This window comes from Streptomyces sp. NPDC058683 (assembly GCF_042716195.1).
In the GTDB taxonomy this organism is placed as follows: Bacteria; Actinomycetota; Actinomycetes; order Streptomycetales; family Streptomycetaceae; genus Streptomyces.
This window is the reverse complement of the sequence record NZ_JBHXSK010000006.1, coordinates 31,662-49,846: the sequence shown is the minus strand read 5'-3', so window position 1 is coordinate 49,846 and position 18,185 is coordinate 31,662. Positions and strand designations below refer to the sequence as shown.

General features: G+C 71.6%; 15 protein-coding genes. 4 read left to right on the top strand and 11 right to left on the bottom strand.

The features are described 5' to 3' along the window. Positions 1-24: 24 nt before the first annotated feature. On the bottom strand, positions 25-1,179 hold the full coding sequence (locus tag ACFWXC_RS08360) for a thiolase family protein (RefSeq protein WP_384475015.1): 1,155 nt from the start codon (positions 1,177-1,179) through the stop codon (positions 25-27). Between the two features lie 100 nt (positions 1,180-1,279). Between ACFWXC_RS08360 and ACFWXC_RS08355 the strand changes: the two genes are divergently transcribed. After that, positions 1,280-2,047 carry an SDR family NAD(P)-dependent oxidoreductase gene (locus ACFWXC_RS08355; protein WP_384475013.1) on the top strand — a complete coding sequence of 256 codons (768 nt, stop codon included), beginning with the start codon at positions 1,280-1,282 and terminating at the stop codon, positions 2,045-2,047. A 49-nt stretch (positions 2,048-2,096) separates the two neighbouring features. Here ACFWXC_RS08355 and ACFWXC_RS08350 read toward each other — a convergent pair whose 3' ends face one another. Genes ACFWXC_RS08350 through ACFWXC_RS08335 form a run of 4 tightly spaced genes read right to left on the bottom strand, consistent with a single transcriptional unit; the run spans position 2,097 to position 6,365 of the window. After that, positions 2,097-2,882, bottom strand: coding sequence for an enoyl-CoA hydratase/isomerase family protein (locus ACFWXC_RS08350; protein ID WP_384475010.1), 786 nt, complete (start codon positions 2,880-2,882; stop codon positions 2,097-2,099). 1 nt (position 2,883) lies between these two features. After that, entirely contained in the window at positions 2,884-3,972 is a 1,089-nt protein-coding gene (locus ACFWXC_RS08345) for an acyl-CoA dehydrogenase family protein (protein WP_384475007.1), read from the bottom strand. Next, positions 3,959-4,852: an acyl-CoA dehydrogenase family protein gene (locus ACFWXC_RS08340; RefSeq protein WP_384475005.1), complete on the bottom strand. Its 894-nt coding sequence runs from the start codon at positions 4,850-4,852 to the stop codon at positions 3,959-3,961. Before ACFWXC_RS08340 ends, ACFWXC_RS08345 begins: the two co-directional genes overlap by 14 nt. Continuing rightward, positions 4,830-6,365 carry a class I adenylate-forming enzyme family protein gene (locus ACFWXC_RS08335; RefSeq protein ID WP_384475518.1) on the bottom strand — a complete coding sequence of 512 codons (1,536 nt, stop codon included), beginning with the start codon at positions 6,363-6,365 and terminating at the stop codon, positions 4,830-4,832. Before ACFWXC_RS08335 ends, ACFWXC_RS08340 begins: the two co-directional genes overlap by 23 nt. Positions 6,366-6,405: 40 nt before the next feature. On the opposite strand from ACFWXC_RS08335, the gene ACFWXC_RS08330 reads away from it, so the two are divergent. Further along, entirely contained in the window at positions 6,406-7,407 is a 1,002-nt protein-coding gene (locus ACFWXC_RS08330) for a 2Fe-2S iron-sulfur cluster-binding protein (RefSeq protein ID WP_384475002.1), read from the top strand. Here the strand turns inward: ACFWXC_RS08330 and ACFWXC_RS08325 are convergent. From ACFWXC_RS08325 to ACFWXC_RS08310, 4 genes are all read right to left on the bottom strand, one after another. Next, positions 7,384-8,439, bottom strand: a complete 1,056-nt coding sequence (locus ACFWXC_RS08325) for a CaiB/BaiF CoA transferase family protein (RefSeq protein ID WP_384475000.1) — start codon at positions 8,437-8,439, stop codon at positions 7,384-7,386. The genes ACFWXC_RS08330 and ACFWXC_RS08325 overlap by 24 nt on opposite strands. Continuing rightward, the gene (locus ACFWXC_RS08320; protein WP_384474997.1) at positions 8,436-9,392 is read right to left on the bottom strand and encodes a TIGR03564 family F420-dependent LLM class oxidoreductase; all 957 of its coding nucleotides are present in this window, start codon (positions 9,390-9,392) and stop codon (positions 8,436-8,438) included. Before ACFWXC_RS08320 ends, ACFWXC_RS08325 begins: the two co-directional genes overlap by 4 nt. A 107-nt stretch (positions 9,393-9,499) precedes the next feature. Next, a complete protein-coding gene (locus tag ACFWXC_RS08315; protein ID WP_384474994.1) occupies positions 9,500-9,892 on the bottom strand; it encodes a cobalamin B12-binding domain-containing protein in 393 nt (130 codons plus the stop codon). Then, a complete protein-coding gene (locus tag ACFWXC_RS08310) occupies positions 9,892-11,472 on the bottom strand; it encodes a methylmalonyl-CoA mutase family protein (protein WP_384474991.1) in 1,581 nt (526 codons plus the stop codon). The genes ACFWXC_RS08315 and ACFWXC_RS08310 overlap by 1 nt, the downstream gene beginning before the upstream one ends. 361 nt (positions 11,473-11,833) lie before the next feature. Here ACFWXC_RS08310 and ACFWXC_RS08305 point away from each other — a divergent pair, with 361 nt between their 5' ends. Beyond that, complete coding sequence (locus ACFWXC_RS08305; RefSeq protein ID WP_384475515.1) at positions 11,834-12,796, top strand: aldo/keto reductase; 963 nt, start codon at positions 11,834-11,836, stop codon at positions 12,794-12,796. Positions 12,797-12,893: 97 nt separating this feature from the next. Continuing rightward, positions 12,894-14,003: a PP2C family protein-serine/threonine phosphatase gene (locus ACFWXC_RS08300; protein ID WP_384474989.1), complete on the top strand. Its 1,110-nt coding sequence runs from the start codon at positions 12,894-12,896 to the stop codon at positions 14,001-14,003. Between the two features lie 153 nt (positions 14,004-14,156). Here ACFWXC_RS08300 and ACFWXC_RS08295 read toward each other — a convergent pair whose 3' ends face one another. After that, a complete protein-coding gene (locus ACFWXC_RS08295) occupies positions 14,157-15,962 on the bottom strand; it encodes an RICIN domain-containing protein (protein ID WP_384474986.1) in 1,806 nt (601 codons plus the stop codon). A gap of 53 nt (positions 15,963-16,015) precedes the next feature. After that, positions 16,016-18,175, bottom strand: coding sequence for a beta-galactosidase (locus ACFWXC_RS08290; protein ID WP_384474983.1), 2,160 nt, complete (start codon positions 18,173-18,175; stop codon positions 16,016-16,018). Between the last annotated feature and the right edge of the window lie 10 nt (positions 18,176-18,185).

Genomic DNA, 18,185 nt, shown 5'->3' with positions numbered 1-18,185 from the left:
GTCGGCGACCTCCCGGCGCCTGCCTCACGGCGCCGGCACCTCCACCACCATCGCCGACCCCATGCCGCCTCCCGCACACATCGACGCGACCCCGATTCCGCCGCCCCGGCGCCGCAGTTCGTGCACGAGCGTGACCAGCATGCGGGCGCCGGTGGCGGCGACGGGATGGCCGAGGGAGCAGCCACTGCCATTGACGTTGACCCGGTCGGCGTCGAGGCCGAGGCGGCGGACGGCGGCCACGGCCACCGAGGCGAAGGCCTCGTTGATCTCGTAGAGGTCGACGTCGGCGGTGGTGAGGCCGGCGCGGGCGAGCGCCTTGGGGATGGCCTTCACCGGGGAGAGCCCGGTCTCCGCGGGGTCCACGCCGACGGACGCCCAGGACCGTACGGTCGCCAGCACGGGCAGGCCCTGGGCGGCCGCCGTCGGCCCGCTCGCGACGACCAGGGCCGCCGCGCCGTCGTTGCCACCGCAGGCGTTGCCGGCGGTGATGCTGAAGCCCTCGATCTCGGGGTGCAGCGGCTTGAGCGCGGCGAGCTTCTCCAACGAGGTGTCCCGGCGAGGGTGTTCGTCGACGGTGAAGAGCCCGTGCGGGGTGTCGACGGGGACGGTCTCGGCATCGAAACGGCCCTCGTCGATGGCGCGCACGGCGTTCTGGTGCGAGCGCAGCGCCCAGGCGTCCATCTCGGCGCGGCTGATGCCGGCCCGCCGGGCGACGTTCCAGCCGATGGTGATCGACATGTCGTTGTTGGGGGCGTCCGGGCGGTGGGGGTGGGTGGGCGGCATCCACGGCTCGATCCATTCACCGTCGACACGGAAGGCTGATCTCGGTGCCGTGGAGGCCGAGTTGACGCCTCCCGCGATCACCAGTTCGTCCATGCCGGCGCGGATGCTCGCGGCGGCGTCGGCCACGGCGGCGAGCCCGGCGGCGCAGTGCCGGTTGACGGCCGCCCCCGGGACGCCGGTGAGGCCGGTGGTGAGCGCGGCGTGCCGGGCGAGGACGCCCCCGCCGTAGAGACCTTCGCCGAGGACCACGTCGTCGACGCGGTCCGGGTCGAGCCCGGCCGCGGCCGCTTCGACGATGCGGTGAGCCAGATCGAAGGCGGTGGTGTCGCGCAGCGTCCCCCTGCGAGCGGTGCCGACGGGGGTGCGCAGGGCGGACACGATGACTGCCTCGGGCATGACGGTCTCCAACTCGGCGGGCCGGACAGGGATCACATCACTGGGCGAGAATGCTACTCTCCCGATTCTAGAACCAGGTATCCCTGGGAGGGGAGTCGCGATGCGGGTTCAAGGGGCGTCGGCGGTCGTGGTGGGCGGGGCGGGAGGCCTGGGCGAGGCCACGGTGCGCCGGCTGCGCGCGGCGGGAGCGTCCGTGGTCGTCGCGGACCTCGCCGACGAGAAGGGCAAGGCCCTGGAGGAGGAGCTGGGCGTCCGGTACGTACGCACGGACGCCACCGACGAGGGCGAGGTCCGGACGGCGATCACGGCGGCGCAGGCGCTCGGCCCGCTGCGGATCTCGGTGGACGTGCACGGCGGCCCGGCGAGCGGCGGCAGGCTGGTCGGACGGGACGGTGAGCCGCTGGACCTCGCCGGGTTCCGGCGGACCGTCGACATCTACCTGACCGGTGTCTTCAACGTCATGCGGCTGGCCGCCGCCGCGATGGCCGGGCAGGAGCCGGTGGACGAGGACGGCGGCCGGGGTGTCATTCTCAACACCGCGTCCATAGCGGCGTACGAGGGCCAGACCGGCCAGCTTCCCTACGCCGCCGCCAAGGGCGGGGTCGCCGCCATGACCCTGGTGGCCGCGCGTGACCTGTCCCCGCTCGGCATCCGGGTCGTCACCGTCGCGCCGGGCACGTTCCTGACGCCCGCCTACGGCAAGGCGGGTGACCAGTTGGAGGCGTACTGGGGGCCGCAGGTGCCGCACCCCCGGCGGATGGGCCGCTCCCCCGAGTACGCCGCACTCGTGCAGCACATCTGCGAGAACGACTATCTCAACGGCGAGGTGATCCGCCTGGACGGGGCGCTGCGGTTCCCGCCCAAGTGACGGCCGACGGCCCGCCCTTCGCGCCCCGGCCCCAGCTCTCCCCGGCGACTCACTTCTCCCGGCCGGTGAGGCGGGCGAGGGTGTCCCGGAAGTCGTCGGTCTGGAAGGACTGTTCCTCGGCGGTCGTGGCGTAGTCGAGGGTGGCCAGCACCGCGCGCTCCAGATGCATGTTGAGGAGACGCTTGGTGCTCTCCGCGGCCTGCCTCGGCAGTCCCGCGATCCGCTTGGCGCAGGCCGTCGCCTCGGCGAGCGGGTCGGCCACGACGTGGTTGGCCAGTCCCAGGGCGACGGCCTTCCGAGCCGGGATGCGGGCGCCGGTCAGGGCGTACTCCTTCGCGAACAGCAGGCTGGTGTGCAGCGGCCAGGTGAGCGGGCCGCCGTCGGCCGCCACCAGGCCGACCTGCACGTGCGGGTCGGCGAGGTAGGCGGACTCGGCCAGGTAGACGATGTCGCTCAGCGCGACCAGGCTGCAGCCGAGGCCCACGGCGGGGCCGTTGACGGCGGCGACGACCGGGACGCGGCAGCGGACCATGCCGAGGACCAGGTCCCGGCCATGGGCGATGGTCTTCGCGCGCAGGTCGGGATCCTGCCGGATCTCGTCGAGGTAGCCGAAATCGCCGCCCGCGGAGAACGCCTTTCCCGCTCCGGTGAGTACGGTGGCCCGGGCGTCCCGGTCCTCGGCCAGCCGGGGCCACAGCCGGGCAAGGCCCGTGTGCAGCGGATCGTTGACGGCGTTGAGGGCGTCGGGCCGGTTGAGGGTGATGATCCGCAGCGGGCCGTCGGCACGGACCTCGATCTCCTCCGGCATGCCGTACATGTGCTGACCGTCCGTCATGTCAGGCTCCCAGTCCGAGGATTCGCGAGGCGATGATGTTCTTCTGGATCTGCGAGGTGCCGCCCATGACGCTCTGCGCGCGGCTGTACAGGTAGGCGTGCAGGAGGTCCGGGTCCCCCGTACCGCCGACGGCCAGGGCCGCATGGCCCACCGTCTGTTCCGTCCAGGTCATCAGGAGCTTGTCCAGGGAGCCCTCGGGGCCGTGCGAGACGCCGTCGAGTTGCTCGGAGAGCCGTCGGCGGACATGCAGGCGCAGCATCTCCGTCTCGACGATCGCCCAGGCGAGTTCCGGGGGCGGGGTGCCCGGGGTGCGGGCCACGAGGTCGCGGACGAGCTTGCCGTAGCGGGCCGAGAAGCCGAGGGTCGAGGGTTCGCGTTCGTGTCCTACGACCGTCAGGGCCAGCGCCCAGCCCTCGCCGGGTGCGCCGACCATCTGGTCCGCGGGGACCGTGGCGCCGTCGAACAGGACCTGGCCGAACTCCTTGGTCACCCCGCTCATCATCTTCAACGGGCGCTGTCCGACGCCGGGTTGGTCCATGGCGACGATGAAGGCCGAGATGCCCTTGTGGCGTGGGGCGTCCCGGTCGGTGCGGGCGAGGAGCAGGCACCAGTCGGCGACGTCGGAGTAACTGGTCCAGATCTTGTGGCCGTTCAGGACGTAGGTGTCGCCGTCGCGGGTGGCGGTGGTGGCGAGGGAGGCGAGGTCGGAGCCGGCGCCGGGTTCACTGAAGCCCTGGCACCAGCGTTCGGTGCCGTCGATCATGCCGGGCAGGAAGCGCCGGCGCAGTTCCTCGCTGCCGTGCCGGCCGAGGCCCTGGACGAGGTAGCCGAGGCTGGGGCGGGCGGGGGCCCCGGCGCGGGCGAGTTCCTCGTCGAGGATGACGTCGTAGACGGGCGGGAGTTCCTGGCCGCCGTACTTCCTGGGCCAGGACAGGCCGAAGAAGCCGGCCGCGTGCAGGGCGCGGTGCCAGTCGCCCTGGCGGGCCCAGTAGGCGTCGCCGGCGGTGGGGAAGGTGCCTGCGTGCTCGGTCAGCCAGCCGCGCAGGCGCTCGCGGAAGGCGGCCTCCTCGGGCGCGTCACGAAAGTCCACGGTCGATCTCCTCCAGGCGGACGGGGAACAGGTCGATGGAGGTCAGGGCCCGGCGCAGGTGGACATGGGCGAGGCACTCCCAGGTGTTGCCGATGCCGCCGTGCACCTGGACGGCCGTCTCGCAGACGGTGCGGGCGGCCCGGGCGCAGTAGAGCTTGGCGATACGGGCGGCGCGGACCGCCTCGGCGGGCGGCAGCTCGTCGACGGCCCAGGCGGCGTGCCGCAGGACGCTGACCGAGCCCTCGATCAGGGCCAGTCCCTCGGCGAGGAGGTGGGCGACGGCCTGGTAGGAGCCGATCGTCCGGCCGTACTGTGCCCGGATCTTCGCGTAGTCGCGGGCGAGGGTGTGCGCGCCGCGGGCCGTGCCGACCAGGTCGGCGGATGTCGCGACCAGGGCCAACGTCCTTCGGCGGCCGCCGGTTTCGTCGGTGAGGGTGCCGATCTGCTCGGGGGTGCCGCACAGTTCGGCGTCCCGGCGGGTGAGGTCGGCGCCCGGCACGAGGGGGCCGACGCCGGTGGACAGCACCCGGTTGCCCTGGAGGCCGACGGCCTGCCGCATGCCGCGCGCGTCCCGCGCCCGGCCGTCCACGGCCACGGTCGCCGACGAGATGCCCCGCGCCAGGTCGTCGGCGAGTACGGGGCCGAGGAGCGGGACGTCGACCAGTCCGCGCCCGAACTCCTCGACGACAAGGGCCACTTCGACACCGGACGCGCCGTCCGAGCGCAACGCCCGCCAGCCGGTGGCCTCGACCGCCTTCTCCAGCCGTGCGATCCGGTCGGCGTCGTCCAGGCCGAGAACCGAGCCGGGTCCGAGGTCATCGGCCAACCTGGCGGCGGCCTCGCGGAGTTGGCGCTGCTCAGTGGTCAGACGTACGTCCATCGGGCTCCTTGAGAGCTTGTTCCTGGTGAGCCCGGTCCTTCAAGGCCTGCTCCTTAAGGGCCTGCTCCTTGAGGGCCTGCTCCTTGAGGACCCGGCGCAGCACCTTTCCCGACGGCAGACGCGGGATCCCGGTCACGAACTCGATGCGGCGCGGCCGCTTGTAGGAGGCCAGCCGGCTGCCGACCAGGGCGACGAGTTCGGCGGCCTCGACCGGTGCGGCCCGCTGGACCGCCGCGACGACCGCCTCTCCGTCCGCACCGTCCGGAACGCCGTATACCGCGCAGTCGGCGACCGCCGGATGGCCGTGCAGCACGGCCTCGACCTCGGCGGGGGCGACCTGGAACGCCCGCACCTTGATCATCTCCTTGGAGCGGTCGGTGAGGTACACCCAGCCGTCCGCGTCGACACTGCCCACGTCGCCGGTGCGGTACCAGCCGTCGTGCAGGGCGTCCGCCGTCGCCTCGGACGGCAGGTACCCGGCGGTGAGGGACTCCGAGCGCACCTCGATCTCCCCGGTCACACCAGCTCCGACCGGCTCCCCGGTCGCCTGCGAGACGACCCGCAGGCGCACCCCGGGCACGGGCCGGCCGGGCGTGTCCAGGCGGGCGCCGTCGAGCGGATTGCAGGCGATGACGGGCAGTTCGCTCGTCCCGTAGGCGGGCACCCAGCCCACGCCCGTCCGTCGGGTCACCGTCTCGGCGATGCTCGGGGTCACCGGTGTGGCGCCCCACATGATGTAGCGCAGCGAGGACAGGTCGTACGACTCCAGCTTCGGGTGGGAGGCGATGGCGAGCGCGATCGGGGCGACGGCCATCTCGACGGTGATGCGGTCGAGTTCGATGTGGTGCAGCAGCCGGTCCAGGTCGAAGCGGCGGTGCAGCCGCAGCCAGGCACCGGATTCCAGCGCGGTGACGATGTTGAGCAGGCCCAGGATGTGCGAGGGCGGGGTGGCGATCTGGATACGGTCGCGGGAGGTGAGACCGAGGGCGTCCCGCCAGTGGCGTACGGCCGCGGCGAGCGAGGCGTGGGTGTGGCGGACCGCCTTGGGCATACCGGTGGTGCCCGAGCTGAACACCAGGACCGCGTCGGCGTCCCCGTCGACGGGCACCTCTTCCGCCCGTCCCGGGACGATCGGCTCGTCCAGGTGCAGCATGGGCATCAGCTCGGCGAGCACCGGGTGGTCGCCGATCGCATGCGCCGGTTCGGTGACGTCCAGGGCGTGTTCGACCTCACCCCGCCGCCAGGCCGGACTGAGCAGGACCACCGCCGCGCCCAGCCGCCAGACCGCCTGCACGGCGATCACGAACTCGGGCCGGTTGGACGACATCAGGGCCACCCGCTCTCCCGACCGCACACCCCGCCGGGCCAGTGCCCCGGCCAGCCCATCCGCGAGGGCGGTCAGCTCCGCACGGCTGTACTCCCGGTCCTCGAAGACCAGCGCCGCCCGTTGGTTCATCTCTCGCCCCCACCTGTTGAGAGGGTCCCATCTACTGGATGAGAATAGTATTCTCATCTCGACAGAACCTTGATACCAGAGCTTGAGGAGGGCGTCCATGGCGAGCCCGGCCCTGTTCCGGCGCGCGACCGTCGTCAAGATCGTCCACGAGACCGCCGACGCCCGGACCTTCGTGCTGGACCCGCACGACGGCCCGTTCTCCTATCAGGCCGGACAGTTCTGCGTCTTCCGGGTGTGCGTCGGCGGCCGGGACCTGCTGCGCTCGTACTCGATGTCGAGCGCCCCGGAGTTCGACGCCCGTCTGACGACGACGGTCAAGCGCGTCCCCGGGGGCAGGGTCTCCAACTGGCTCGTCGACCACGTCGGCGAGGGCGACGAGCTCGAACTGACCCTGCCCCGCGGCCGGTTCTGCCTGCGCCCGGCCGACACCCCGCTGCTCGGCTTCAGCGGCGGCAGCGGTGTCACCCCGATCCTCTCCCTGGCCAAGAGCACCCTGGCCGGCACCGGCCGGAGCGTGCGGCTGCTCTGTGCCGACCGGGACCGGGACGCGGCGATCTTCCGCTCGGCGCTGGAGCGGCTGGCGGACCGGTACCCCGGGCGGCTGACGGTCGTACGCCATCTCGATGCCGAGCGTGGGTTCCTCGACCCGGCCGGCATCAGGGAGTTCGTCGGGGCGGACGGTGCCGCGGACGCGTATGTGTGCGGGCCGGAGCCCTTCATGGAGCTCGTGGAGTCGGCGCTGCCCGGGCCGGGGCGGGTCTTCAGCGAACGGTTCGACGGTGCCGCCGCGGCGCCCGTGGCCGACGGCACGGCACGCGCCGAGGACTCCGGTACCGTCACGATCCTGCTCGGCACCCAGCGCGTCTCGGTGCCCAAGCACCCGAACGAGACCCTTCTGCAGAGCGCCCGCCGGGCCGGTCTGACCCCGCCGTTCTCCTGCGAGGCCGGCAACTGCGCCACCTGCATGGCCAGGGTGACCGAGGGCAGCGCCACCATGCGGGTGAACGACGTCCTCACCGAGGAGGAGGTCACCGAGGGCTACGTCCTCACCTGCCAGGGCGTGCCGGACGAGGGGTCAGTCACCGTCCACTACGAGTGAGCCGTGCTCGCCGAGCCGGGGCGGCGGCCGGAACTCCGGCTGATGTCCGGCGACCCGGACCGGGTTGCCGACCAGCCGGTAGTCTCCGGCTCGCACGATCATCTCCGGGGTGGCGTCCAGGGCCTCGGGCAGGGTGCGGACGGCCGCGGCCGGGACCCCGAGCGGGCGCAGCCGGGCCTCCCAGCCCTGGGCCGAGTCCGCGGCCAGGGCGTGCGTGACGACGGCGAGGACCTCCTCCCGGCGGTCGGCCCGCTCGGCCATCGTCGGGAAGCCGTCGATCCCGGCCTCGGCGGCGAAGGTCCGCCAGAAGCCGTCGTGGGTGACGAACAGCGCCAAGTGCCCGTCCCTGGTGGGGAAGAGCTGGGCCGGTACGTAGTAGGAGTGCGCGCCGTGGGGCATGCGGCGCGGTTCGACCCCGTCGTTGAGGTAGGCGGCGGCCCGGTAGTTGAGCTGGGCGAGCATCACGTCCCGCAGGGCGACCTCGACCTGGCCGCCGCGCCCGGACACGATCCCCGCGAGCAGTCCCAACGCGGCGGTCAGCGCCGCCGAGTTGTCGACGGACGAGTACCCGGGCAGGGTCGGCGGTCCGTCGGGGTCGCCGGTGAGCGCGGCGACGCCGGTCGCGGCCTGGATGACGTAGTCGAAGGCGGGATCGTCCCCCGCGTCCAGCCCGTACCCGGTGACGGCCACGCAGACGATGCGCTCGTTGACGCGGCGCAGGCTGTCGTACGTCAGCCCCAGGCGTCGTACGGCCGAGGGCTTGAGGTTGACCAGCAGCGCGTCCGCTACGGCGACCAACTCGTGCATCCTGCCCTGTCCTTGCCGGGTCGTGAGGTCGAGGCAGATGCTGCGCTTGTTGCGGTTGATGCTGGCGAAGTAGGTATCGCCCACCTGTCGGGAGAGGTCGCCGCCGGGCGGTTCGATCTTGGTGACCTCGGCGCCGAGGTCGGCGAGCAGCATGGTGGCGAAGGGGCCCGCGAGGATATGACCGACCTCGAGGATCCGCAGCCCGGCCAGGGGCGCGGTGCTCATCGGAACTCCGCCGCGAGGCCGGCGATCGTCTCCCGGGTACGGCGCTTGGAGGCGACCAGTTCCTCGCGGCCGTCGCCGATGGGCAGCAGGCGTACGGACAGGTCGGTGACCCCGGCGTCCGCGAACCGCTTGAACCGGGCCGCGATGGCCGCCTCGTCACCCGCCGCGCACAGGTCGCCGATGTCCTCGGCGTCGCCGTATTCCAGCACCCGCTGGTAGTTGGGCGAGATCTCCGCCTCGCCGAGAATGCGGTTCGCGCGTTCCCGGGCCGCGTCGACCTCGGCGGACCGGCACAGGCAGACCGGGATGCCGGCGACGACCCGGGGCGCCGGACGTCCGGCGGCCTCGGCGGCCTTGGTGATGCGGGGCACGACGTGTTCGGCGACGGCACGCTCGTCGGCCATCCACAGCAGCGTCCCGTCGGCCCGCTCGCCCGCGAGGGCCAGCATGACCGGGCCGAGGGCGGCGAGCAGGACCGGCAGGGGTGCGACGGGGGCCAGGTCGAGCGGATTGTGCACGGTGTACGTGGCGTTCTCGACGTCGATGGGGCCGGGGCCGCCGCGGGCCGCGTCCAGGATGTCGAGGTAGTCGCGAGTGAGGCCGGCCGGACGCTCGTAGGGCAGGCCGAGCATGTCCTGGACGATCCAGTGGTGCGAGGGGCCCACGCCGAGGGCGAGCCGCCCGCCGGTGGCCGCCTGGGTGGACAGGGCCTGGCGGGCGAGGGCGACGGGGTGCTGAGCCTGGAGCGGGACGACGGCGGTGCCCAGTTCGATCCGCGAGGTGCGCGTGCCCATCAGCGCGACGGCGGTCAGCGCGTCGAAGTCCGTGGGGATCTGCGGGATCCAGGCGGTGTCCAGGCCCGCCGCCTCGGCCCACTCCACGTCCGCGAGCATCCTCGAGACCTTGCGGGCCGAGTCACCCCGCTCGGGCCCGATCATGACACCGATCCGCACGTTCCCTCCAGGTGTTCGGGTTCGGGCTCCGCTGGTGCGGAGGGGTCGTCGGGGGCTCCGCTCGCACGGACGTCCGTGCGGGCTCCGGGCTCCGCTCTCGCGCAGGGTCAGGGGGACGCCGTGAGCGCGCGTACCTCGGCGACCACGACGTCCAGCGGGGTGCCGGTGGGGAACACCCCCGCCGCGCCCGCGGCCTTCAGGCGCGGGACGTCCGCCGGAGGGATCGTGCCGCCGACGACGACCGCGATGTCTCCGGCGTCGGCGGCCCGCAGTGCCTCGACCGTCTTCGCCGTCAGCGCGAGATGCGCGCCGGACAGCATGCTCAGGCCGACCATCGCCACGTCCTCCTGGACGGCGGTGGCCACGATGTCCTCGACGCGCTGCCGGATGCCGGTGACAACGACCTCGAAGCCGGCGTCGCGCAGCGCCCGCGCCACAATCTTGGCACCCCGGTCGTGGCCGTCCAGGCCGGGTTTGGCGATGAGAACGCGGGTCCCCATCAGAACACCACCGGCTGCCGGAACTCGCCCCACACGTTCTTCAGCGCGGTCACCATCTCGCCGACCGTGCAGTAGGCGCCCGCGCAGTCGATCAGCGGGCCCATCAGGTTGCCGGTGCCCTCGGCGGTCCGGGAGAGCGCGGCCAGGCGGGTACGGACCTCGGCCGCGTCCCGCTCGGCCTTGACACGGGCGAGCCGCTTCAGCTGGGTCTCGCGGCCCCGCGCGTCGAGTGCGTAGGTGGCGATGTCGGGGGCGGGCTCGCCGGCGTCGGCGTACCGGTTGACGCCGATGACCGGGCGGGTGCCGGCCTCGACCTGCTGGTGGACCCGGTAGGCCTCGTCGGCGATGAGCCCCTGCAGATAGCCGTCCTCGATCGCGCGGACCATGCCGCCGTGCGCCTCCAGGTCGGCCATGATCTCCACGATCCGTTCCTCGGTGGCGTCCGTGAGGGCCTCCACGAAGTACGAGCCGCCCAGCGGGTCGGCGACGCGGGCGACGCCGGTCTCGTGGGCGAGGATCTGCTGGGTGCGCAGCGCGAGGGTCGCCGACTCCTCGCTGGGCAGGGCGAACGGTTCGTCCCAGGCGGCGGTGAACATCGACTGGACACCGCCGAGCACCGACGCCAGGGCCTCGTAGGCGACCCGGACGGTGTTGTTGCGGGCCTGCGGGGCGTACAGCGAGGCGCCACCGGCCACGCATCCGAAGCGGAACATGGCCGCCTTGTCCGACCCGGCGCCGTAGCGCTCCCGCACGATGGTGGCCCAACGTCTGCGTCCGGCACGGTACTTGGCGACCTCTTCGAAGAAATCGCCGTGCGTGTAGAAGAAGAAGGAGACCTGCGGCGCGAACCGGTCGATCGTCATACGGCCGCGTTCCAGCACGGTGTCGCAGTACGTCACGCCGTCGGCGAGCGTGAACGCCATCTCCTGCACGGCGTTGGCACCCGCGTCCCGGAAGTGCGCGCCGGCCACCGAGATGGCGTTGAACCTCGGCACTTCGTCGGCGCAGAACTCGATCGTGTCGGCGATCAGCCGCAGGGACGGCTCGGGCGGCCAGATCCAGGTGCCCCGGGAGGCGTACTCCTTGAGAATGTCGTTCTGGATGGTGCCGGTGAGCTTCGCCCGGGGCACTCCACTCCGCTCGGCGGCGGCCACGTACAGGGCGAGCAGGATCGCCGCCGTGCCGTTGATGGTGAAGCTGGTGCTGATGCGGTCCAGCGGGATGCCCTCGAAGAGCACCTCGGCGTCGGCCAGCGTGTCCACGGCGACCCCGACCCGGCCGACCTCGTCGCTGACCTCCGCGTCGTCGGAGTCGTAACCGCACTGGGTCGGCAGGTCGAGCGCCACCGAGAGGCCCGTTCCGCCCTGTTCCAGCAGGTAGCGGTAGCGGCGGTTCGACTCCTCGGCGGTGCCGAACCCCGAGTACTGCCTGAGCGTCCACAGCCGCCCCCGGTACCCGGAGGCGTAGTTGCCGCGCGTGAACGGGAACGTGCCCGGTTCGGGCGGCTCGGCTGCCCGGTCCGCCGGTCCGTAGACCGGCTTCAGCGGGATGCCGGACGAGGTCTGGGCGAAGTCATTCATCTCTGAATACAGTACTTGCGCAAAAAGAGAATGCCAATACCGCAGGAGAGAATGACTCTTCTGACGGTGGGAGGCGCGATTGAAGCGCCCCGTCGCGAGCCGCCCGGCCTTCGCCGTTGCTCACTGGTGACGCCAATTCGATGTTCCTCAGGAACATTGACATGCCTTTTGTAACGTTTGCCGTGTTCCTGCACAGTGGACTCCGAACCAGGCGCCAACGCACTGGTCGAAGCGGCCGTTCTGCGCACAGGGCAGGAACCGCCGGGCACGTCCAGCATATGGCCGCCCCGTCGCGCTCCGGCTCTGCTCACGCCTGCCGCACCAGCGCCGCACCCCCACAAAATGAAGGGACATGCCCGCCGTGGCCACGCTCCGCACACTCGGTACGTCCGACCTCGCCGTCTTCCCCCTCGCCCTCGGTGGCAACGTCTTCGGCTGGACGGCCGACGAGAAGCAGTCCTTCGCCGTGCTCGACGCGTACACCGCGGCCGGCGGCAACTACCTCGACTCCGCCGACGTCTATTCGGCCTGGATCGAAGGCAACAAGGGCGGTGAGTCCGAGACCGTCCTCGGCAAGTGGCTGGCCGCCCGCGGCAACCGCGACAAGGTGCTCGTGTCCACCAAGGTCGGCATGCACCCGGACTACCAGGGCCTGTCCGCGCCCACCATCAAGGCCGCGGCCGAGCAGTCGCTGCGCCGCCTCGGTGTCGACCACATCGACCTCTACTACTCGCACTACGACGACCCGTCCGTGCCCGTGGAGGAGATCGTCACCGCCCTGGACGACCTGGTGAAGGCGGGCAAGGTACGCGCCGTCGCCGCCTCGAACCTCTCCGCGGAACGGCTTCAGGCGTCCCTCGACTTCGCCGAGCGCGAGAACCTCGCCCGGTACGTGGCGATCCAGCCGGAGTACAACCTGGTCTCCCGCGACACCTACGAGGGCGCGCTCCAGGACACCGCCGAGAACGCCGGCGTCTCCGCCCTGCCCTACTACGCGCTCGCCGCCGGCTTCCTGACCGGCAAGTACCGCCCCGGCGTCGCGGTCGACAGCGCACGCGCCGATCTGGCGGCCGGGCACGCCTCGACGGAGCGGGGCGCCGCGGTGCTCGGCGCACTGGACACCGTCGCAGAGGCGCACGGCGCCGAGCCCGCCACCGTCGCCCTCGCGTGGCTCCTCACCCGTCCCACCGTCGTAGCCCCGATCGCCAGCGCCCGCAACCTGGAGCAGCTCCCGGCCCTCCTCGCCGTACAGGACCTCACCCTCACCGCCGAGGACATCCGCCTCCTCACGGAGGCCTCGGCCGTCGGGACCCCCGCGTCCTGAGCCCCATGTCCCGGGCGCACTGCGACCTCATGATGCGAGCCATGACCGACTGCTCGTATCGTGAGAGGACAGAGAGCGGCGCGGTAAGCAGGGGATCATGGCAGACCCGGCGGTCGACTACGCGGCAGTGTTCCAGGCTCTTCCCGGGGCGGCGGCGCTGGTGACTCCGCAGTTGGTCGTCGCGGACGCCAACGCGGAGTTCCTGCGCCTCCGGGGCCTGCCTCGCGAGCGGGTGGTCGGTACTTTCATACCCGAGGACCGCCCCGAGAACGACTCCGCCGAGCCTCTCCTGCTCAGAGTCCTGGCGTCACTGCGCCGGGCGGCGGACACCGGTGAGCGCAGCATCGTCGCGCTGCAGCGGTACGACATGAAGGACCCCGTTCAGCCCGGGGTATGGCACGAGCGGTATGTCAACGTGACCAACATTCCCGTGTTCGGAGCTGATGGGCGGGTGACGTTGCTGCTGCAGCGGCTGGAGGACGTCACCGAACTCATCCGCGCCCGTGAAGTCGCGCTGACCTTGCAAGAAGCCATGCTGCCCGCCCCTCGCCCGCACGGCCGGCACCCAACGGCCGTGCGCTACCGGCCGGCCGCCGAAGCGCTCAATGTGGCCGGCGACTGGTACGACCTGGTCGACCTGCCCGGCGATCGCATCGCGGTCGCCGTCGGCGACGTCGTCGGCCATGGCCTGTCGGCGGCCGGCGTCATGGGACAACTGCGCAGCGCCCTCACCGCCGCCTCGCTCGTCCCGGAAGGCCCCGCCCGCGCCCTGGAAGTCCTCGGGCTGTACGCCCGCACCCTCGACGGCGCCGAGAACACCACCGTGGCCACGGCATTCATCGACTGGGAGAACGACACCATCACCTACAGCAGCGCCGGTCACCCCCCGCCGGCGCTCCTGCAGCGGGACGGGACCGTCGATTTCCTGGACCAGGCGACCGACCCGCCACTGGCCGCCCGCCCTCAACACGGCCCCCGGACCCAGGCTGTCGCGCCCTTCCGCGAGGGCGCTGTCCTCGTGCTCTACACCGACGGTCTGATCGAACGCCGCGGCGAAGACATCGACACGGGCCTCGCCCGGCTCGCCGACTCCCTGACCCGCCACCGGGCAGACGATCCCGAAGCTCTCGCCGACGCCGTGCTCACCGACCTGCTCCCACCCGGTGACGCCACCGACGACACCGCTCTGGTCATCGTGCGCCTGTGAACCGGCTGCGTGACGGGTGCCGGAGCCAGGGCACGCTTGACCGCAGCGCTTCACACCGCGTCAGAACCGGCTTCACACGTCGGAACCCCGCTCACCGGAAGTACCCGGCAGCGGGGTTCGTTTCGACTGTCCGTTCGCGTCACCGGCCGGCGTCTACCGGACCAGTTCCCAGTCCTGGGAGCCGTCCGTGGTCGCCGTCTGCAGGGTGAGCTGCCCTCCTGCCGTTGCCCCGGTCAAGTACAGGCTCGTGTTCTTGACCGACTGCAGCTTGTAGAGGCCGTCGCCGGTCCTGACGAGGTTCCAGCTGCCGGTGGAGCTGTTGTCGACCCACTGGCCGATCTTCTGCCCGGCCGTCGCGTTGCCGGTCCAGATCGCCGCCGCGCGGCCACCCGACTTGTTGAGCAGCGTGGTTCCGCCGCCCGGCTCGGTCACCACGTGCCAGAACTGGGTGTCGGGGTTGGCCGCCGAACCCGGGTCCTCCAGGCGGACGTCCGGCACGTCGCCGTTGCCGAGGTTGGCGTCGTTGGTCTTGTTCCCGGTGCCGATGACCTGGTCGGTCTTGCGGTTGAACAGCTGGTAGTAGGCGCCGGCCGAGTTACCGAGGTCCGTCTCGGCGTACGCGATCGTCGAGGTCCCCTGGTTGTTGAGGATCACCAGACGGCCCGTGTCGTCGACGTACTGGAGGTTGCGGCTGTAGCCGGCCTTCGAAGTGGTCTGGTACTCCTTCCAGGTGCCGTCGCCGCGTCCGGTCTGGTTGACCCAGACGCCTCCGCTGCCCGCCGCGTTGTAGACCAGGCGGCCGCCGGGCAGCCGGACGAGAACCGGGCTGCCGCCGGTCGCCAGGGTGCGGGAACCGGTGTCTACGGGAAGGGAGTTGACGCCGGTTCCGGTGGCGGACCCCTTGAAGAACTCCAGGGGGTTGCCGGCGATCTGGTACCGGGTGTTGGCGCCGCCGCCCCAGTACTCGTAAGTGATCATCCACTTGCCGTCGGTGGTGCGGGCCACGTTCGTCATGCCGGGCCGGCCGCCGCCGATCTCCGACTTGCCGCCTCCCATGTCCTGGGTCAGCCCGGCGATGTCGACGACCGGGTCGCTCCACTGCGCCGCCTGGCCGTCCCACGTCTTGTGCACGAGGATCTGGCCCTGCGAGTCCGTGGCGGTGTCGTTGGCGGGGTCGAGGGTGGGCACACCGGTGGTCGGGTCGAAGCCGGTGTAGTCGTTCTCGTCGGAGTAGTAGCAGACGAGCTTGCCCTTGTAGACCATCAGGTACGGCTCCCAGACCGGGTCCACCTCGTGACTGGTGTTCGCCGAGGAGACGTTCTGGCCGATCGCGCCCGCGCTGCCGCCCTGCCAGCCGCCGGTGGCGACGACGTTCTCGACCTTCCAGGTAGCCCCGTTGTCCACGCTGGAGTAGAGCGCGATCGCCAGGTCCTTGCGGTCACCGTCGTTGGTGGGCGTCCAGGTCGGGTCGGCCGCCTTGTGCTCCTTGTAGTAGTAGTCGTCGCCCGACACGACGCTCGCCAGCAGCAGGGTGCCCTGCTTCAGGTCGCCCACGTCCTGGGGCAGGACGTACAGGTACGGGTTGGTCCAGTTACTGGTGTACTTCGCGTACTTGGCGTCACTGGACAGATAGGCCGGTGCCTTCACCTCGGACAGCGACTGCCACGTCGTACCGTCGTCGTCGCTCTTGTAGACGGGAAGCGTCTGCCCGTCGGCGCTGCCCGAGGCCGGGACCGTCGACTTCTCGAACGACGCGACCAGCCGACCGTTCGGCAGCTCCGCCGACTTCGGGTAGACCGCGCAGTTCCCCCGGCCCTTGAGGCATGCCTCGCTGCCGAGCTGGTAGATGGTCCCGCCCGTGGGGGCGTACGCCTGGGCGCCGCCGGACGCCGGGATCGCCAGCAGTGCCGCGGCCACGACGGCGGCTCCCAGCAGTCTTCTCAGTCTCTTTCTCTGCACAGCCTCTCCTTTGAGGTGGGTGGTCCTCGGGGTGACACCGACGGGCCTTCGTCCTAGACCCTCGCTCCGTCGGAATCGGCGGCGACGAGCACCTTCACGTCCCAGGCACCCAGTTCGAGCGCCGTGCCCGCGGGGACGGGAGTGCCGTCGATAACATCGGTCAGCTCGACGGGAGCCACGACCCGCGCGGGCTCCCAGCTCCAGTTGTGGATCACGTGCACCCTGCGGCCGTCCGGGGCCGTGCCCGTGGTGGCGGTGACGGACGCCGGAAGGTCCTGCCATCCGCTGCGCGCGGCGGGCGCCAGCCAGTCGGCGAGGGCCCGGGCGAGACCGCGCCCCGGGGCGGTGCCGACGCAGGTGACGCGCCCCGCGCCGTGACGGCGGGTGGTGATCGCCGGCCACTTGCCGAAGTGGGGGTGGTCGTACCGGGCGAGTACCTCGGCGTCGTGCACGGTCAGGCCGTCCGCCCAGTGGGTGGCCGTCGCGTCCGCGGGGAGGTCGAGCGGGCCGCCGGGGGTGGCGGTGACCGTGATCCCGGCGGGCAGGTTGCTGAACTCGTCGTACGTCACGCCCGCCGCGTCGGCGAGACCGCCGGGGGCCGGCTCCAGCCGGGCCCGTGCCTCGTGGTCGGCGTAGGCCGTCCGCGGGCCGAGGACGAGGTGGCCGCCGGCGTGGGCGTAGGCGGCGAGCCAGTCCACGGTGGTGTCGTGGGCGAGGTACAGGGCGGGCACCACCAGGACCGGGTGGCGCCGGGCCGCTTCGGCGGGTGCGATGCCCTCCCGGGCGCCGTCCGGGTCGTGGAGCTGCCGGGCGTGGACGATGCGGACCTGGCGGCCGGCGTCGAAGGCGCCTCGGTAGAACGGGTCGAAGATGCGGTGGTAGGAGGCCGGGTCCGGGGCGCCGTCGGCGGTCGCCAGGGGTGGGTACTTCTGCATCAGCCACTTGCTCGGCGTCGAGTAGACCATCGTGATGTCGGCGTCCGGCTCCAGCCCCGCGACGAGCGGTCCTGCCTTCTCGAACTCCGCGCCCAGTCGGGCGAGTTCGGCGTACGTCCGGCCCGGGCGGCCGCTGTGCGGGAGGACGCCGCCCCAGTAGGTCTCGGCGCCGAAGCGCAGGGTCTGCCACTGCCAGTACTCGATCATCCGGGCGCCGCGTGCCACATGGGCCCAGGCGGCCTGGCGCCACTGGCCGTCGAATCCGGGGCGGTTGTCCCAGGGGAACCCGATGGAGTTCGCGTTGGTCTCGGTGACCAGGAACGGCTCCTGGCGTGAGGAGAACATCCAGTCCGCGGTCTGGTACATCGACCAGACTCCGGTGGTCTTCCAGATCTGCCGGTGCTCGTCGGGTGTGGGGTCGGGGAGCAGCAGGCCGTCCTGCATGTCGTAGTACGGGTTGCCGGACGCGATGTCGAGGCGGTCCGACAGCTCGTCGTCCTCCACGCCATTACGCGTGTAGGAGATGCAGGTCGTGACGAACTGCTCCGGCCGGGTGTACTCGCGCACGATGTCGGCCTGCCAGCCGATGAACTCGGTGACCTGGCGGGCCTGGAACTCTCGCCAGGCGACGTCGTACTGGGGCTGCTCGTTGCCGTCCGGGGTCCACAGGTCGGCCCAGGTGGACAGGCGGTGCGACCAGTAGACGAGGCCCCACTCACGGTTGAGGGTCTCGACGTCCCGGTACTTCTGGCGCAGGTGGTCGACGAACCGCTCGAACACGCCCCGGTTGTGCAGCAGATGCAGCCCCGGTTCGTTGTCCACCTGCCATCCGATGACCGCGGGGTGGTCGTAGTACCGTTCGGCGATCTTCCGGATCACCCGCTCGGCGTGGAACCGGAACGCCGGGTGGGTGATGTCCACCTCCTGGCGGGCGCCCCAGCCGATCCGCTCGCCCGTGTGCCGCTCACCGGTGATCTCCGGGTACTGCCTGGCCAGCCACGGCGGCACGGCGTAGGTCGGCGTGCCGAGGATCACGGAGATGCCGCGCTCATGGGCGCCGTCGAGCACGGGTTGCAGCCAGTCGAGGTCGAAACGTCCGTTCTCCGGCTCCCAGGTCGACCAGACCGACTCTCCGACGCGGATGACGGTGAAGTGCGCGTCGGCCATCAGGTCGAGGTCGGTCTTGAGCTGTTCGTCGGGCCGCGTGCCGCCGTAGGCCGGTGTGTACTCGTGGTAGTAGGCAGCGCCGAACAGGACACGGGCGGGCAGGACCGCCATGAAGGGACCT

Excerpts from the sequence above, each read along its gene's own strand:
- ACFWXC_RS08290 (WP_384474983.1), bottom strand. The coding sequence starts at position 18,175 with ATGGCGGTCCTGCCCGCCCGTGTCCTGTTCGGCGCTGCCTACTACCAC.
- ACFWXC_RS08360 (WP_384475015.1), bottom strand. The coding sequence starts at position 1,179 with ATGCCCGAGGCAGTCATCGTGTCCGCCCTGCGCACCCCCGTCGGCACC.
- ACFWXC_RS08340 (WP_384475005.1), bottom strand. The coding sequence starts at position 4,852 with ATGGACGTACGTCTGACCACTGAGCAGCGCCAACTCCGCGAGGCCGCC.
- ACFWXC_RS08325 (WP_384475000.1), bottom strand. The coding sequence starts at position 8,439 with ATGAGCACCGCGCCCCTGGCCGGGCTGCGGATCCTCGAGGTCGGTCAT.
- ACFWXC_RS08315 (WP_384474994.1), bottom strand. The coding sequence starts at position 9,892 with ATGGGGACCCGCGTTCTCATCGCCAAACCCGGCCTGGACGGCCACGAC.
- ACFWXC_RS08335 (WP_384475518.1), bottom strand. The coding sequence starts at position 6,365 with ATGAGAATACTATTCTCATCCAGTAGATGGGACCCTCTCAACAGGTGG.
- ACFWXC_RS08350 (WP_384475010.1), bottom strand. The coding sequence starts at position 2,882 with ATGACGGACGGTCAGCACATGTACGGCATGCCGGAGGAGATCGAGGTC.
- ACFWXC_RS08310 (WP_384474991.1), bottom strand. The coding sequence starts at position 11,472 with ATGAATGACTTCGCCCAGACCTCGTCCGGCATCCCGCTGAAGCCGGTC.
- ACFWXC_RS08355 (WP_384475013.1), top strand. The coding sequence starts at position 1,280 with ATGCGGGTTCAAGGGGCGTCGGCGGTCGTGGTGGGCGGGGCGGGAGGC.
- ACFWXC_RS08300 (WP_384474989.1), top strand. The coding sequence starts at position 12,894 with ATGGCAGACCCGGCGGTCGACTACGCGGCAGTGTTCCAGGCTCTTCCC.
- ACFWXC_RS08330 (WP_384475002.1), top strand. The coding sequence starts at position 6,406 with ATGGCGAGCCCGGCCCTGTTCCGGCGCGCGACCGTCGTCAAGATCGTC.